This window comes from Mycolicibacterium arcueilense (genome assembly GCF_058536225.1).
This window is the reverse complement of the sequence record NZ_JBZTYL010000006.1, coordinates 213,537-233,160: the sequence shown is the minus strand read 5'-3', so window position 1 is coordinate 233,160 and position 19,624 is coordinate 213,537. Positions and strand designations below refer to the sequence as shown.

Here is a 19,624-nt window from a genome sequence, read left to right as displayed (position 1 = left end):
CGACAACCGCCGGCTCAGGTCGGCAGTCACGATGAGGCCTCCACCTCGGCCGTCATCGCCACCAGAACTTTTCGCAACCGATCGATCAACCGCACAACGGTGCCCTCGTCATAAACGTCGGTGCGAAATTCCACAGTCCCTCCAATCCCGGCCGGCTCGCCGGTCTCAGTCCAGCGTTCTCCCAACGCAAAGGTCAGGTCTGTACGTGCGGTGTGGGTCTGCGCGGGCAACGGTGTCACCCGGACACCACCGAGTGCCAAACCGCCTGCCGTGTCCGCGCTGTGCTGCCAGGCCAGGTTCTGCCAGGACAGCATGACCTGCACCAACGGGTGGTGAGTCAGACTGCGGGTCGGGTTGAGCCGGTCCACCACGAGTTCGAACGGCACGTCCTGGTGCTCAAAGGCTGCCAGACCGCGTTGTCGTACCTGCTCGAGAAGCTCACCGATGGTCGGGTCTCCGGCGAAGTCGACCCGCAGCACCAGGGTGTTGACAAAGAATCCGACCAGGTCGTCCAACGCAGGATCATTGCGCCCGGCGATCGAGATACCCACCGCGACATCTGAAGTCGCGCCGAGCTTCGACAGCAGCAGCGCCAGCCCGGCTTGTACCACCATGAAGCTGGTCGCGTTCTGCTGACGAGCCAGCCGAGCGACGCGCTGCTGCAGATCGGCCGGCCAATCCACCGCCAGGCTGGCGCCACGGTAGTCGGCCACCGGCGGGTACGGCCGATCGGTCGGCAACTCCAACCACTCCGGCAGCCCGGCCAGTGCTTCCTCCCAATACGCAAGTTGCCCGGAAATCCGGCTGTCGTGGTCAGCGAGATCACCCAGATACGAACGCTGCCAGAGCGTGTAGTCCGCGTATTGCACAGGCAACGGGGTCCAATCAGGCACTTTGCCCTCGCTCCGCCTGGCGTAAGCAGCGCCGAGATCCGCTACCAGCGGGGTGACCGACCAGCCGTCGGCAGCAATGTGGTGCACCACCGCCACCAGGACATGCTCATCCTCCGCAACGCGGAACAGTGTTGCTCTCAAGGGCAATTCGGCCGACAGGTCAAAAGAATGACGCGCAACTGCGCCGGCCGCCTCGGCCAGACGATCGGCTGCCCAGCCGGCTGCATCCACCACTTCCCAGCACATGTGGGCTTTTTCGGCCGGCACCACGAGTTGCTGGGGCGCCTCACCGGCGAGGGTGAACAGTGTGCGCAGGCTCTCGTGCCGACCCACCACATCGACCAGCGCCTGGCCGAGGGCGACGGGGTCGAGGTCTCCGCTCAGGCGCAAGCCCACGGCAAGGTTGTAAACCGGTGAGGGGCCGTTCAATTGGTCGAAGAACCAGAGCCGCTGCTGGGCATAGGACAACGGGATGGTCTGCGGGCGCGGCATCACCTGCAGCGGCGGGCGTGCCGCGTCGCCCTGTTGGCGGTCCAGGCAGGCCGCCAGCCGTCCAACGGTCGGTGCATCGAACAGATATCGGACCGGTACGTCCTTGCCGAGGGCAGACTGAAGGCGCGCGCTGACGCGGATCGCGATCAGCGAGTCCCCGCCCAGGGCGAAGAAATCGTCGTCGAGCCCGACCTGATCTAGACCGAGCACCTCGGCGAAGACATCGGCGACCGTCTTCTCCGTCGGCGTCTGGGGTGACCGGAAGGTGGCCGCCGTGAACACCGGCTCAGGAAGGGCCTTGCGGTCGGTCTTGCCAGAGGACGTCAGCGGGAACTCGTCGAGCACCACGATCTGGCTCGGCACCATGTATTCGGGCAAGCGGGCGGCCAACCACTGGCGCACCTCGCTCACCTTGCTGTTGGTATCAGGATCATTGGCGTAGGCGCTGCGCTGATGCGAATGGGCCGGGGCCAGATACAGATCGGTCAGTACCGGAGTCGTCCCGTCCTCGATGCCGGCAACGAACAGCGCGTCCACGGTGCCGGGTCGAGGGCCCCACGTGACCGCGACCCGGTACCCGGCGGACTCACCGAGCCGGTACAACAGTTCGGGTGTGACGGTGTTCGCGGGGTCGGCGGCGATCTCTGCCTCAGCCAACGCATCGGCGACCGAATGCCCCTCGGCCAGTGCCTGTTCGATGATCACGTCGGCGATCACGCCTGCGCGCGGGATTGCGGAGATGCGCACGGTCGCCGGCCGCTGGGCGGTCAACTCGGCGTGCAGTCCGCTCAGCCCTGCGCAATCGGCCCAATCCCAGGTGGGCGCCTCTTCGAGCGAAAGGACCCCGTCCACTGACCGGTGGATGATGACGTCGTAGCGGTACCGGGTCAGCTCATTGTCGGCTTCACCGCGCTTGACCTGGATGCCTATCCCGCCCACCGCAGGGTTCTCAGCTGCCCAGGTCGTGAAGAACTCGGGCGCCAGCAGCAACTCCGGCTCACCGAGGACTGCGCGTTGAATTCGCTGGCGGAGATCGTCGGTGTCGATATCGGACCCGCTGCGCGCCAATGCGATACCGGTCTGGAAGGCGCCCTGCAGGCTGTGGTTGCGCACGTCGCCGACGAACAGCGTTCCGCCCGGAGCCAACAGGCCCATGGCGTTGTCCATCACCTCGGTGAGGTACGCCGAATTCGGGAAGTACTGGATGACCGAGTTGATGATGATCGTGTCGAAATACCCGGCCGGCAGCCCATCTGCCACGTCCGCAGGCTGCACCCGCAATCGGACCCGGTCCCCCCACGGTTGTCCGGCCACCGTTGACTCGAGTGTCCGGATGGTCGGCGCGGAAAAGTCTGTGCCCCAGTACTCTCCGCACTCGGGAGCAATCTGGGAAAGTACAAGGCCCGAACCGACGCCGAGCTCCAGTACCCGCTGCGGCCGCAGTGCCAGAATCCGGTTCACTGCCGCAGAGCGCCACTCCTCCATCTGATCCAGGGGAATCGGATCCCCGCTGTAGCTGCTGTTCCAGCCGCGGAAATCGCTTCCGAATTCCACCACGTCGAGATCAGCGTCGTAGAGCTCGTCGTAGACGTGTTGCCACTGATCGACGACTTCCGCATCGTGATCGGCATCGCTGGCACGTTCCAATGCGACGTACGCGACCAGGTGGTCCGCGGCATCGGTGTGATAGACCGCGGCGGCAGCCCGATTGACTTGCGGGCAGGCCAGCAGGGTGTTCTCGATCTCGCCCAGTTCGAGTCGCTGCCCGCGCAGTTTGACCTGTGCGTCTGCGCGTCCCAGGTATTCCAGGCTGCCAGATTGGGTCCAGCGCACCAGGTCTCCGGTGCGGTACAACCGCGTCCCCGGAGCACCGAAGGGATTGGCCACGAAGCGATCCGCAGTCAGATCGGGCCGCCCCACGTAGCCACGGGCCAGCACCGGTCCGGCCAGGTACAGCTCGCCCACCACACCAACCGGAGCCGGATTGAGCCTTGCATCCAACACCAACGCACTCGTACCGGGAACCGGGGCGCCGATGCGCACGGGCTGTCCGGCCGACAGCGCACTCCAGGTGGCCCAGATGGTCACCTCTGTCGGACCGTAGGCATTGAACATCCGCCGTCCCGGTGCCCATGCGGACACCAACTCGGCCGGGCACGCCTCACCACCCGTGACCAACGTCTTCAATCCGGACAGACGGCTGCGGTCCAGCGTTGCCACCACGGTCGGGGTGATCAATGCCGCTTCGACGTGCTGGTCCTCGATCACCGCCGTCAGCGCGTCACCTGCGTAGGAATCCGGCGGAGCCACCACCAGCGCGGCCCCCGACGCCACCGCCCACAGCCATTCGAAGACCGACGCATCGAACGTCGGTGCGGCGACCATCAGTATCCGAGCGCCCGCACCCACCCCGAACAGTTCACGATGAGCCGCGGCCACACCCAGAACACCGGCATGACTGATCGCCACCCCCTTCGGCGTTCCGGTGGATCCCGAGGTGAAGATCGCATACGCAGCGTCGTCGGTTGTCAAAGGCGCCAACCGATCAGCATCGGTGACCGGCTCGGCTGAGCTTCTCGAAAGATCCAGTGCCTCGACATCCATGACCGGGCGCAACCCGGTTCCGGCCACAGGGTCATCACCGCGAGTCAGTACACACACGGCTTCGACGGTGTCCAGTACCGTGGCGATTCGCTCGGCCGGGTGGGTCCGATCGACGGGCACGTACACCCCGCCGGCCTTGAGCACCGCCCACCAGGCGATCACCAACTCGGCAGACCGGCCCATCGCGACACCGACCGCACGCTCTGGACCAACCCCGGCTTCGATCAACACCCGGGCCAGTTGGTTGGAGACCTCATCGAGTTCCCGGTAGGTGAATTCCCGCGGGTGATCCACCACTGCCAGGGCCTCGGGATCCGCAGCCACCGCCGTCGCCAACAATTCGGGAGCCAGACCCACCTGCGCATCGATGCCGGCGCCAGACCACGTGTCCAGCAACATGTTACGTTCCGCACCGTCGAGCAAGCCAACCTCACCGACCACGACCGACGAGTCGGCCACGACGGCTCCGACCACCTTGTCGAACCAGCCCACCAGACGCTCGATCGTCGACCGGTCGAACAAGTCCGTGGCGTAGGTGAGCACACCGGCGGCCATCGGAGCACCCGAGACCTCGTCGGGCACCTCCCTGATGTCCACATCGAGATCGAACTTGGCTGTGCGGGTGACCATCGACATCGGCTCGATGCCGGCCCCTTCCAAGGCCACCTCGGGGCGCACGTTGTTCTGGAAGACGAGCGCGACCTGGAACAGCGGATGATGCGAGGTGGACCGTGTCGGGTTGAGTTGCTCCACCAGCAACTCGAAGGGCACGTCCTGATTTGTGTAGCCGTCCAGCGCCTTCTGTCGCACCTGGTCGAGTACGTCGCTGAACCGCTGCTGCGAGTTCAACCCGACCCGTAGCACCCAGGTGTTGACGAAGAACCCGACCAACTCCTGCAGGGCCTGATCGTTGCGGCCGGCGATCGGAGTCCCCAGCGCGATGTCCTCACCGACGCCGGCCCGGTGCAGCACAACAGACATGACGGCCTGCAAGACCATCGAGGTGGTGACATTGTGTTCTGCGGCAACCGCTTTGATCCCCGCCCAAGCCTCGGGGCCGATACGCAACGCAACCCCGTCGCCGCGATAACTGGGTGCCGGCGGACGCGGCCGATCGGTGGGAAGCGATACCACCTCGGGCAGTCCCGCCAGCTCTTTGCGCCAATAGGACAACTGCTCTGCGATCCGGCTGCCTGGATCGGCCAGGTCACCCAGATTGTCCCGCTGCCACAACGTGTAGTCGGCATACTGCACCGGCAGCGGTGACCAGTCGGGCACCCGCCCGGTGCAGCGGGCTGCGTAGGCGATCCCGACATCCTTGACCATCGGCGCCATCGACCATCCGTCGAAGGCGATGTGGTGCAGGACGATTCCGAGGACGTACTGCTCGGGCCCCACGGCGTAGATCTGGGCCCGGATCGGGATCTCGGTCGCCAGATCGAACCGGTACCCCGCCAGCGCGACCAACTCTCCCATGACAGCGTCTTCTTGATCCGCTGCAACCTGCACGAGTGCCGGGCCCCCGCGGCGCCACAACCCAGGCTGCGCCGGCAGGACCCTCTGTGAGGGAACACCGTCGATGTCGGGGAACACCGTGCGCAGCGATTCGTGCCGGGTGATCACGTCATCGAGAGCCGCGTCGAGCGCATCGAGATCCACGGCACCGTTGATCCGGAACGCGATCGGCATGTTGTACGTCGCGACGCCGTCCTCGAATCGATTGAGGAACCACAGCCGCTGTTGCGCATACGACAACGGGATAACTGCCGGTCGCTGCTGCGGGATCAGTGGCCGACGTCCGCTCGAGGCCGAACCAAGCCGCGACGCCAACTGCGCGATCGTCGGTGCGTCGAACAAGGTGCGCACTGCGAGGTCGACGTCGAGGTGACTGTTCACCGCGGCCAGTAATCGCATGGCCGACAGTGAGTCCCCGCCCAGATCGAAGAAGGAGTCGTCGACGCCGACGCGTTCCAAGCCGAGGACCTGGGCGTAGATTCCCGCCAGAATTTCTTCGGTAGCGGTGGTCGGCGCCCGGTAGTGATCGGTGTCCGAGTATTCGGGTGCGGGCAGAGCACGCTTGTCGAGCTTGCCGTTGACCGTCAACGGCAACGCATCCAGGACCACGACGGCAGCGGGCACCATGTAGGCAGGCAACCGCTCCGAGAGCTGTGCGCGGACCGCGGCGGGATCGGCTGCGCCGGTGAGGTAGCCGACGAGGCGCTTGTCACCGGGACGGTCCTCACGGGTAATCACCACGGCTTGCTGCACGTCATCGAGATCGGCCAGCGCCGTTTGAATTTCGCCGAGTTCGATGCGGTAACCACGAATCTTGACCTGCTCATCGGCACGTCCGGCATAGCGCAACTGCCCATCCGGGCCCCAGGAGACCAGGTCACCGGTCCGATACATCCGGGCACCAGGAGCGCCGAACGGGCACGCAACGAACCTCGAGGCGGTCAGCCCCGCACGCCGCACATAACCGACACCCACACCCCGGCCCGCGACATACAACTCGCCCACCACACCGGGGGGAACCGGACGTAGCGACCGGTCCAGGACGAACAAACCGGCACCGGGCACCGGCACACCGACCGGCACCACACCCGACCCAGCCTGAAGCGGAGCGCTGATCGTGGCATATACCGTCGTCTCGGTGGGACCATACCCGTTGATCAGCACCCGACCCGGCGCCCACCGATCCACGACGTCAGCCGGGCACGCCTCGGCAGCCACCATCAGCGCGGGGACCGACTTCAGCTTCTCGGGCGAGAGCATTCCGACCGCAGACGGTGTCTGGCTCAACACCGTCACGCCCTCAGCGAGAACCAACGCCTCCAGATCCTGCGGCGAACGTGTGGTCTGCTCGGGAACAACGACCAGACTTCCACCGTGCAGCAGAGCGCCCCAGATCTCCCACACCGAGTAATCGAACGCCAGCGACGAACACGCAGACCACACCTGCTGCGGGCCCAGCTCGATACCTACATCCATGCCGTCGAAAAGTCGGGTCACGTTCTGATGAGTAACCGCAACACCTTTCGGCGTCCCCGTCGTCCCCGACGTATAGATGATGTGTGCCACATCATCAGGAGCCGGAGCCGGCAGTGCGCTCGAGGGTTGCGCATCGATACGCGGGTCGTCGATGGTGATCACCGAGACACCGGATCCGTGCAGCCGCTCGGCAAGCCCAGCCATGGTGACCGCTGCGACAGGCTGCGCATCGGCCAGCATGAACTCGACGCGAGCATCGGGGTGTGCCGGATCAACCGGCAGATACGCCGCGCCGGACTTGAGCACCGCCAAGATCGCCACCACAGCCTGCATCGAGCGCTCGAGCATCAGCGCGACGCACTCACCGGGCCCGGCGCCATATTCGGCCAACAAGTGCGCCAACCGATTCGACGCCTCATCCAATTTCCGGTAAGACAACGAACGATCTTCGAAACGCACCGCCACGGCATCGGGAGCACTCTGCACCCGAGCTGCGAAAACCGCCGGAATCGAAGACTCCGCCACCGGTTGCGTCAGCACCGCCCGATGACCAACCTCATCGAGCCGCGCACAATCGGCGGCATCAAGAACATCCACCGACGACAACCGCTGAGCTGTGTCAGCTGTGATCGCCGTCAACACGCGTTGTAGCCGCTCCAGCAGTAGGCGAACACTGGACGCGTCGAACACGTCGGTGCGGAACTCGACCACGCCGCCGATACCGGCCGGCGCGCCGCTGTCGCTGAACCGTTCAGCCAGCGAGAACACCAGATCCATCCGGGCCGTTCGGGTATCCGCATCCAGCGGGCTGGCCTGGACGTCACCCAGATCCAAACTGGACGCCTGCTCCGGGGCGAAGTTCTGCCACGAGACCATCACCTGCACGAGTGGGTGGTGGGTCAGGCTGCGAGCCGGATTGAGGCGCTCCACCAGCGCCTCGAACGGCACATCCTGATGCTCGAGCGCCGCCAAGCCGCGCTGCCGTACCTGCCCCAGCAGATCAGACACCGTCGGATCACCGCCCAGATCCAACCGCAGAACGAGGGTGTTGACGAAGAAACCCACCAGTTCATCAAGACCCGGATCGCTACGGCCGGCGGTCGCGATTCCCACCGCCACATCGGAACTGGCGCTCAACTGTGCGAGGAGCGCGGCCAGCGCCGCCTGGACCACCATGAAACTCGTCGCGCCGTGCTCCCGGGCCACCCGCTCCACCTGCCGCTGCAACTCGGCAGGCCAGTCGATCGCCACACTCGACCCTTGGTAATCGGCCACCGGCGGATACGGCCGGTCAGTCGGCAACTCGAGGCGCTCAGGCAGATCGGCCAGCTCTTGTTCCCAATATGCCAGTTGTGTGGCAATCACACTGTCCGGATCAGACGTCGACCCCAGCCAGTCATGTTGCCACAACGCGTAATCGGCGTATTGCACCGACAGCGGGGCCCACTCCGGGGCACGGCCGGCGCAGCGGCTCCCGTAGGCCGAGCCCAGATCCGCCACGAACGGCGTGATCGACCAACCATCGGCAGCGATGTGGTGAACCACCGCCACCAGGACATGTTGGTCCTCAGCGATGCGGAAGAGGGTTGCCCGCAACGGGATTTCCTGTGTGAGGTCAAATGGGCGCCGCCCAACCGCGCCGGCTGCTTCCTCCAACCGATCCGCCGACCACCCGGTGGCGTCGACAACCTGCCAGCCCAGTTCCGCTTGCGAGGCAGGCACCACCAACTGCTGCGGAATCCCGTCGACGGCGCCGAACATCGTGCGCAGGCTCTCGTGCCGCCCCACCACGTCGGCCAACGCCTGTCCCAGCGCGTCGGCGTCCAGGTTGCCGTCGAGCCGCAAAGCAACCGCCATGTTGTAGATCGACGACGGCCCCTGCAGTTGCTCCAGGAACCACAGCCGCTGTTGTGCGTAGGACAGCGGAATGACATCCGGCCGCTGCTGCGCGACCAACCGCTGACGCCCACCCGAGCCCGCCTTGATGTGCGGAGCCAGCGCAGCGATGGTGGGTGCGTCGAACAGGGTACGGACACTGACGTCGGCGTCGAGGCCGGCATTGACGGCGGCGATCAGTCGCATCGCCGTCAGTGAGTCCCCGCCCAGGTCGAAAAAGGAGTCGTCGACCCCAACGCGTTCCAAGCCGAGGACCTGAGCGTAGATGCCGGCCAGGATTTCCTCGGTGGGATTCCCCGGCGCCCGGTATCGGCCGGTGTCGGTGTATTCGGGTGCGGGCAGAGCACGCTTGTCGAGCTTGCCGTTGACCGTCAGCGGTAACCCGTCGAGGGCCACGACGGCAGCGGGCACCATGTAGGCCGGCAGCCGCTCGGACAGGGCCGCACGTGCTTCGGCCGGGTCCGCGGTGCCGGTGAGGTAGCCGACCAGGCGCTTGTCCCCCGGCTGGTCCTCACGGACGACCACTACGGCTTGCTGTACACCCTCCACATCAGCCAGCGCACTTTGGATTTCGCCGAGTTCGATGCGGTAACCACGAATCTTGACCTGCTCATCGGCACGTCCGGCATAGCGCAACTGCCCATCCGGGCCCCAGGAGACCAGGTCACCGGTCCGATACATCCGGGCACCAGGAGCGCCGAACGGGCACGCAACGAACCTCGAGGCGGTCAGCCCCGCACGCCGCACATAACCGACACCCACACCCCGGCCGGCAACATACAACTCGCCCACCACACCGGGGGGAACCGGATGCAGCGACCGGTCCAGGACGAACAAACCGGCACCGGGCACCGGCACACCGATCGGCACCACACCCGACCCAGCCTGAAGCGGAGCGCTGATCGTGGCGTACACAGTCGTCTCGGTGGGGCCATACCCGTTGATCAGCACCCGACCCGGCGCCCACCGATCCACCACATCCGGCGGGCAGGCCTCAGCGGCCAGCATCAACGCCGACACCGAATCCAGCGCTGCCGGATCCAAAACCCCTACCGCAGAAGGTGTCTGACTGAGCACCGTCACCTGCTCAGCAACAACCAACGCCTGTAGCTCCCCAGGCGAGCGCGTCACCGACTCGGGCACCACCACCAGACGCCCACCGTGCAGCAGGGCCCCCCAGATCTCCCACACCGAGTAATCGAACGCCAGCGACGAACACGCAGACCACACCTGCTGCGGGCCCAGCTCGATACCTACATCCATGCCGTCGAAAAGTCGGGTCACGTTCTGATGAGTAACCGCAACACCTTTCGGCGTCCCCGTCGTCCCCGACGTATAGATGATGTGCGCGATATCATCCGGCGACGGCAGCGGCAGCGCAGAACGCGGCTGAGAATCGATCCGAGGATCCTCGATGTCGATCACCGGCACACCGGATCCGTGCAGCCGCTCGGCAAGCCCAGCCATGGTGACCACCGCCACCGACTGCACATCAGCCACCATGAACTCGACGCGAGCATCGGGGTGTGCCGGATCAACCGGCAGATACGCCGCACCGGACTTGAGCACCGCCAAGATCGCCACCACAGCCTGCGCTGAGCGCTCTAGCATCAGCGCAACACACTCACCGGGCCCGGCGCCATATTCGGCCAACATGTGCGCCAATTGATTCGACGCCTCATCCAATTCCCGATACGACAGTGCACGACCAGCAAAACTGACCGCCACCGCCTCCGGAGCACGAGCAACCTGGCCTGCGAAAACCGCCGGAATCGAAGACTCCACCACCGGCCGCGTCAGCACCGCCCGATGACCAACCGCATCCAACCGCGCGCAATCAGCCGCGTCGAGCAGGTCGACAGCCGACAGCCGCTGGGCCGGGTCCGCAGTCATCACGGCCAGCATCCGCTGCATACGCTGGATCAAGGTCTCGATCGTTGCCGCGTCGAACACATCGGTGCGGAACTCCACCGATCCGTCGATCCCGGCCGGTGCGCCGGCATCGTTGAAGCGCTCGCGCAGCGAAAACACCAGATCCATCCGGGCCGTTTGCGTTTCGGCGTCCAGCTGCGTGACACCAACGTCGCCAAGCACCAATGCCGCGGCAGGATCGCTGTGCTGCCACGGCAGGTTCTGCCAGGTCAGCATGACCTGCACGAGCGGATGATGGGTCAGGCTGCGAGCCGGATTGAGCCGATCCACCAGCACCTCGAACGGCACGTCCTGATGCTCGAACGCCGCCAAGCTGCGCCGCCGCACCTGACCCAACAGGTCGGCAACCGTGGGGTCTCCGGCCAGGTTCACGCGCAACACCAGCGTGTTGACGAAGAAGCCCACCAACTCGTCCAGCGCGGGCTCGCCGCGGCCGGCAGACGCGATGCCCACCGCCACATCGGAACTGGCGCTCAGCTGAGCCATCAGTGCCGCCAGCGCCGCCTGGACGACCATGAAACTCGTCGCGCCGTGCTCGCGGGCGACCCGGGCGATCTGTTGCTGTAGTTCGGCAGGCCACTGCACCGCCACGCTGGAACCCTGGTAGTCGGCCACCGGCGGATACGGCCGGTCAGTTGGCAGCTCCAACCGATCAGCCAGGCCGGCCAGCTCGTTCTCCCAGTAGCTCAGCTGCCCGGCGATCACGCTGTCGGCGTCAGATACCGAGCCCAGCCACTCCTGCTGCCACAACGTGAAATCGGAATACTGCACCGGCAGGGGCTCCCAATCGGGGGCCTGCCCACCGCACCGGCTGGCGTAGGCAGTCGCCAGATCCACCACCAGCGGGGTCACCGACCAACCGTCGGCGGCGATGTGGTGCACGACCGCCGCCAGCACGTGCTCGTTCTCGCTGACGCGGAAAAGCGTTGCCTTGATCGGGATCTCACTGGTGAGGTCGAAACTGTGGCGTGCTGTCGCACCGATTGCCTCGTCGAGCCGGGCTGTGGGCCATCCGTCGGCGTCAACGATCTGCCACCCCAGATCAGCCTGCTCGGCGCTGAGTACCACCTGCTGAGGTACCCCGTCGACCGAGGTGAACACGGTGCGGAGGCTTTCCTGGCGGCCGACGACATCGGCAAGTGCGGCACCAAGGGCATCTTCATCCAGGTGCCCACTGAGCCGTAACGCGACCGCCATGTTGTAGATCGGTGACGGTCCCTGTAGTTGCTCCAAGAACCACAATCGTTGCTGGGCATACGACAACGGAACGGCCGCCGGACGATGCCGGGCAGCCAGCGGCGGCCTAGCCACGCCGTCCTGATGCCGATCGAGATAGTCGGCGAGTCCACCGACTGTGGGTGCCTCGAACAAGTAGCGAACCGGCACATCCCGGCCGAGAGCGGACTGCAAACGCGCACTGACCCGGATGGCGATCAGGGAATCGCCACCGAGAACGAAGAAGTCGTCGTCGAGACCCGCCCTTCCCAGTCCCAGAACCTCGGTGAACACCTCGGCGACGATCTTCTCCGTATCGGTCTGCGGAGCTCGGAAGGATGTGGCGACAAAGGTGGGTTCAGGCAGGGCCTTGCGATCGATCTTGCCCGAGGAAGTCAACGGGAACTCGTCGAGCACCACGATCTGACTCGGCACCATGTACTCGGGCAACCGCTCGAACAACCACTGGCGGACCGCAGTGACCTTCGAGTTGGTATGCGGGTCATTGGCGTAGCCGCCGCGCTGACGGGCGTCCGCTGCGGGCTGGTAGAGCTCGGTGAGCGCCGGCAGCGACTCACCATCGGAGGCGGCGATGAAGACGGCATCCAGGGTGCCGGGTTGAGTTCCCCAGGTGACTGCGACGTGGTACCCGGCGGCCGCGCCGAGGCGGTACACCATTTCCGGGGTGACGACGTCCTCGGCGACGGAATCGGCGTGTGCCAGCGCCTCGGCGAGTGGGAGCCCAGCGCCCAGAGCTTGTTCGGTCACCACATCGGCGATCACGCCGGCGCGGGGAATGGAGCTGACCCGCACGGTGGACGGGTGCTGAGCCGTCAACTCGTCCAGCAGGCCGCTCAGACCCGCACAGTCCGTCCAGGTCCAGTTCGGGGCGCCGGCCAGCGAGCACACCTGGGTGGGCGACTTGTGGACGATGACGTCGTAGCGGTACCGGCTCAGCTCGTTGTCGGCCTCGCCACGCTTGACCTGGATACCGATACCGCCCACGGACGGATGGTCGGCTGCCCAGGTGGTGAAAAACTCTGGGGCGAGCAGCAACTCGTGCTCTCCCAGCATCGCGCGCTGAACTCGTTGGCGGATCTCGTCGGTATCGGTGCCGTTGCGGCTGCGCGCCAGGGCGATCCCGGTCTGGAATGCGCCCTGCAGGCTGTGATTACGCACGTCACCGATGAACAGCGTGCCGCCCGGCGCCAGCAGTTCCACTGCCTTGTCGATGACCTCGGCCAGGTACCCCGCGCTCGGGAAGTACTGGACCACCGAGTTGATCACCACCATGTCGAACTGGTTCTGCGGCAACGCCTCGGTGATGTGCGCAGGCCGGGTCAGTAGGTGGACCCGATCGCCCCAGGGTCGGCCGGCCACCGCCGTCTGAAGTTTCTGGATGGTGGGCGCGGAAAAGTCTGTACCCCAGTACTCCACGCACTTCGGCGCAAGCTGGGACAGCAGCAGACCAGATCCGACGCCGAGCTCTAGCACCCGCTGCGGCCGCAGTGCCAGAATCCGATCCACGGTGGCCGAGCGCCATTCCTCCATCTCGTGAAGGGGAATCGGATCGTCGGTGTAGCTGCTGTTCCAGCCCCGGAAATCGTTGCCGAATTCGACCGCGTCGAGATCGGCGTCATAGAGCTCGTCGTAGATGCCTTGCCACTGGTCGACGACGTCAGCGTCGTAGTCGGCGGTGCTGGTCTGCTCCAGGGCGATGTAGCCGACCAGATGATCGACACCGGTGCTGCCGCGATGCACAGCTGCAGCCGCGCGGGTGACCTGCGGGCAGGCCAGCAGGGTGTTCTCGATCTCGCCGAGTTCCAGGCGCTGCCCACGGAGCTTGATCTGCGCGTCCGCGCGTCCCAGGTATTCCAGGCTCCCTGCCTCGGTCCAGCGCACCAGGTCGCCGGTGCGGTACAGGCGAGTCCCCGCGGCACCAAAGGGATTGGCCACGAAGCGATCCGCGGTCAGATCGGCTCGTCCCACGTAACCGCGGGCCACCGCGGGGCCTGCGAGGTACAGCTCGCCCACCACTCCGACGGGAGTGGGATTCAACCGCGAATCGAGCACGAACGCAGAGGTGCCCGGAACCGGCGCACCGATGTGCACGGGCTGTCCGGCCGACAGCGCACTCCAGGTGGCCCAGATGGTCACCTCTGTCGGACCGTAGGCATTGAACATCCGCCGTCCCGGTGCCCACGCGGTCACCAACTCGGCGGGGCACGCCTCACCGCCCGTGACCAGCGTGTCCAAGCCATCGATCTGAGTCGGGTCGAGTGTCGCCAGCACCGTTGGCGTTATCAATGCCGCATCAACGCGCTGACCCGCCAAAACCTCGGCCAACGCGTCGCCGGCGTAAGAATCCGGCGGAGCCACCACCAGTGCCGCCCCTGAGGACACTGCCCATAACCATTCGAAGACCGAGGCATCGAACGTCGGTGCAGCCACCATCAGCACCCGCGCGCGTGGTGTCACACCCAGTAGACCGTGGTGCGCGGCGGCTACGCCCAACACCCCGGCATGGCTGATCGCCACGCCCTTCGGAGTTCCGGTGGAACCCGACGTGAAGATCACGTATGCCGCATCGTCAACGCTCAAGGGCGCCAGTCGATCCGAATCCGTCACAGGATCGGCACTGTGTTCTGACAGATCAACCAGATCGAGCGGAACCACGAGTCGGCTGCCGGTCCCCTCGACCGCACCGATTCCGCAGGTGAGCACGCAAACCGCCTCGGCGGTATCGAGCACCGTGGATACCCGCTCGGCCGGGTGTCCCGGATCGACAGGCACATACACGCCGCCGGCCTTCAGCACCGCCCACCAGGCGATCACCAACTCCGCGCAGCGTCCTATCGCCACACCGACGGCGCGCTCAGGCCCCACCCCGGCTTCGATCAACGCTCGCGCCAATCGGTTGGAGACCTCGTCAAGCTCTCGGTAGGACAGCTCGCGCGTCCCATCCACCACCGCAACGCCATCCGGATCGGCGGCCACCGCCGCGGCCAGCAACTCCGGGGCCAACCCCGTCGGCCCACTTATCTCGGCGCCGGACCACTTGTGCAGCAACACGTTCTGCTCGTCGAGGTCCAGCAGGCCCACCTCACCCACGACCACCGACGAGTCAGCCACCACAGTCTCGACGACGCGGCCGAACCAACCCACCAACCGCTCGACACTGGATCGGTCGTACAGATCGGTGGCATAGGCGACCGTGCCGGCCGCCATCAGGGCACCACGGCCTTCCGCCGGGACCGCGTGCAGGTCGAACAGCGCACTCGCGTCGCCGCTGGACAGTTCGCGTAGATCGAATTCGAGGTCGAACCGGGCGGTGCGGATGTCAGCTGCCACCGGCTCGACGTCGAGGTCGTCGAGCTGGATCTCGGGGCGCACATTGTTCTGGAAGGCCAAGGCCACCTGGAACAACGGGTGGTGCGATGTAGACCGGGTCGGGTTGAGCCGCTCCACCAAAAGCTCAAACGGCACATCCTGATTGGCGTAGGCGTCCAGCGCCTTCTGTCGCACGCGTTCCAGCACCTCGCTGAACCGCAACGCAGGATCAACACCCACCCGGAGAACCCAGCTGTTGACGAAGAACCCGACCAGCTCATCAAGAGCCTGGTCCATCCGGCCGGCGATCGGGGTCCCCAGAGCGATGTCCTCACCCACGCCGGCCCGGTGCAGCGCCACTGCCATCGCGGCCTGCAACACCATCGACACAGTTGCGTTGTGCGCCGCTGCCACCGCCTTGATCCCAGCCCAGGACTCGGGATCGATACGCAGATCGACCGCGTCGCCGCGGTAGCTGGGCACCGGTGGGCGCGGCCGATCCGCGGGAAGCGACACGACCTCGGGAAGATCGGCGAGTTCCCGCCGCCAATAGGCCAGCTGGTTGGCGAGCACACTGTCGGGCTCGGATTCGGATCCCAGCCAATCCTGCTGCCACAGCGTGTAATCGGCATACTGCACCGGCAGCGATGACCAATCAGGCACCTGGCCGAGGGTCCGTGATCGATACGCCTCACCGACATCCCGGGCCATGGGCGCCATCGACCATCCGTCGAAGGCGATGTGGTGCAGGACGATTCCGAGCACGAACTGTTCGGGTCCAACGGCATAGATCTGGGCCCGGATCGGAATCTCACTGGCCAGGTCGAACGTGTAGCCCGCCAGCGAGATCAGCTCGCCGACCAGATGGTCTTCCGTCACCGGCATCAGTGCCGGGCCTCCGCGCCGCCACAGCCCCGGCTCGGCAGGCAGAACCTTTTGTGAGGGGACACCGTCGATGTCGGGGAACACCGTGCGCAACGACTCGTGCCGGGTGATCACGTCATCGAGAGCCGCGTCGAGCGCATCGAGATCCAAGGCACCGTTGATCCGGAACGCGATCGGCATGTTGTACGTCGCCGCGCCGTCCTCGAACCGATTGAGGAACCACATCCGGTTCTGCGCAAAGGACAACGGAATCAGAGCAGGACGCTCGCCCGCCACCAAGGGCGCACGCCGATCCGAATCTTCACCGACGTGTGGCGCCAACTCAGCCACCGTGGGGGCATCGAACAATGTGCGTACTGCCAGTCCGGCATCCAAATTGGTGTTGACCGCGGCGACGACCCGCATCGCGAGAATACTGTCGCCGCCGAGGTCGAAGAAGGAGTCGTCGACGCCGACACGTTCCAATCCGAGGACCTCGGCGTAGATGCCGGCCAGGATCTCCTCGGTAGCGGTGGTCGGGGCCCGGTAATGATCGGTATCTACATACTCAGGTGCCGGCAGTGCCCGTTTGTCGAGCTTGCCGTTGACCGTCAGCGGCAGTGCGTCGAGGACGACCACTGCGGCGGGCACCATGTAGGCAGGCAACCGCTCCGCCAGCGCCGCACGCACCTGGACCGGATCCGCGGTGCCGGTGATGTAGCCGACCAGGCGCTTGTCGCCGGGATGGTCCTCGCGGGCGATCACCACCGCTTGCTGCACGTCATCGAGATCGGCCAGCACCGTTTGGATTTCGCCGAGTTCGATACGGTAGCCACGAATCTTGACCTGCTCATCGGCACGCCCGGCGTAACGCAGCTGCCCATCCGGACCCCACGACACCAGATCTCCGGTGCGATACATCCGGGCACCGGGCGTTCCGAACGGACAGGCGACGAACCGCGATGCACTCAGGCCCGCGCGCCGGACATAGCCGACGCTGACGCCGCGGCCGGCCACATAGAGTTCGCCCACCACACCGGGCGGCACCGGGCGCAACCAGCGGTCCAGGACGAACAGCGCCGCGCCTGGTACGGGCAGACCAATCGGCACCACACCCGACCCTGCCTGGAGTTGTGCGCTGATCGTGGCGTACACCGTCGTCTCGGTCGGTCCGTAGCCGTTGATCATCACCCGCCCCGGCGCCCAGCGGTCCACCACATCGGCCGGGCACGGTTCAGCGGCGACCATCAACGCCGCCGATTCAAGGCCCTCGGCAGCCAGCATCCCTACCGCCGAGGGCGTTTGGCTCAGAACCGTGACGTGCTCGTCAACCAGGAGGGTATGCAGGTCTTGAGACGAGCGGGTGGTCTGCTCAGGCACCACCACCAAACGTCCACCGTGCAGCAGGGCGCCCCAGATCTCCCACACCGAGTAATCGAACGCCAACGACGAGCACTGCGACCACACCTGCTGCGGCCCCAACTCGATACCCACATCCATGCCGTCGAACAACCGCGTCACGTTCTGATGCGTAACCGCAACGCCTTTCGGCGTCCCCGTGGTCCCCGATGTATAGATGATGTGCGCGATGTCATCAGGAGCCGGAATCGGCAACCCGGCACTGGACTGAGAATCAATCCGGGAATCCTCGATGTCGACCACCGACACACCACAACCATCAAGCCGCCCAGCCAACTCGGCCGTCGTCAGCACCGCCACCGGCGCCGCATCAGAGACCATGAACTGCACCCGGGCATCCGGTACCACAGGATCAATCGGCAGATACGCCGCCCCCGACTTCAACACACCCAAGATCGCCACAACCGCATCCGTAGACCGGCCCATCAACAGACCGACACACCCACCCGGACCCGCTCCAAGGCCAACCAACAAGCGCGCCAGTCGATTCGATGCCTCATCCAAATCTCTGTACGACAACGAACGACCATCGAAACTGACCGCCACCGCATCGGGAGCACGAACAACCTGAACCTCGAACAACTCCGGAACCGAAGACTCCACCACCGGCCGCATCAACACCGACCGATGACCAACCTCATCCAACCGTGCGCAATCAGCAGCATCGAGAACATCCACCGAAGACAACCACCGAGCCGGATCCGAGACGAACGCAGCCAGAATCCGCTGCAGACGCTCTGCCAGATCCGTGACGTCGAAACTGGAGAACGGTTGACCCGTGCCCATCGTGCTGAGGGTCAATTCTTCTCCGGCACTGGAGAAGACGAGACCGAAGCCACCGACAACACCGACGTTGGTCAACGATGCCGAAGCCTCCGCACCGCCGAAGTCCAACGTGAACGTAGACGGAAGGAAGTTGACACTCACCCGATTCGCCATCTGGCCCGCCGACCGTGGGTTGAGCTTGCGCTCGAGTGCGTGTACCGGGAAGCGCTGATGCTGCAGCGCTTCCTGTATGTGGCCGTCGACATCATCGATGAATTGAGAGATCGACATTGCCGGTGATGACTTCACCCTGAGCAGCACGACGCCGGCCACCATGCCAGGCAGCGTCCGCGACTCCGGGCTTACCCGCCGGCTGACCGGGAAGTCGAGCACAACGTCCGACCCCTCGGCACTCCACCCACGCACGAGCAACGCGCACGCCGCCGTGATGACCGATGAACGGGCAACGTTCTTCGACCGAGCCAGTATGTCGACCTGCCGCAGCAGCTCAGAGTCGAATTGCACTGAGGTGGAATGCGAATGCTGCTCATCGCGATCGACGGAATCGGTCTGCCAGGAGTTGGGCCCGGATTCCGGCGGAAGATGCCCAGTCCAATAGGCCTGGTCTTCGAGATACTCTCCGGAGGACTCGTACTTGGACTCGTTGTCGATCAGGTCCGCGAGCGACCCGAAGATCGGCGGAGGTATGGGAGCCCCGGAGAAAACTGCGGAGTACACCGACGCAAGCCGAGATCCGACAAGCGCAATCCCGGTCCCGTCGAGCACGATGTGGTGACAGCAGGCGATCAGGAAGTGCTCATCGTCTCGTGTCTGAAACAGCGCAAATCTGAACAGCGGTTCGGTGAAAGCCATTGGCTCGCGCTGAATCGCGGCCGCCATGTCACGGGCTTCTGCTACGGGGTCAGACGCGCTGCGCAGATCATAGAAGGCCAGCTCCACGTTGGGGTGATCGACTGCCTTCTGGTAAACCTGCCCGTCCACCTCGAAGAAGCGGGCCCGGAGCGGCTCAGCCTCTCGCACCACTCGGTTGATCGCCCATTCAAGGGCGTCGCGGTCGAGCGCGCCCGCGATTTTCACGAATAGACCGAGTAACCACTCCGTGCCTGATCCAGCCACGTCGTGCGCAAGCCAAATATCGAGCTGTGCGCGTGTTACCGGCAGCGATTGTTCATCAAGCTGCATCGGACTCTCCCACCGCAAGT

At 65.3% G+C, this 19,624-nt stretch carries 1 protein-coding gene; it reads right to left on the bottom strand.

The window, feature by feature from the left end; all coding sequences use genetic code 11:
* Window positions 1-26: 26 nt before the first annotated feature.
* Window positions 27-19,604 (bottom strand): non-ribosomal peptide synthetase, encoded by a 19,578-nt coding sequence (locus AC4LGL_RS04055; RefSeq protein WP_491837736.1) that lies wholly within the window; start codon window positions 19,602-19,604, stop codon window positions 27-29.
* Window positions 19,605-19,624 lie beyond the last annotated feature (20 nt).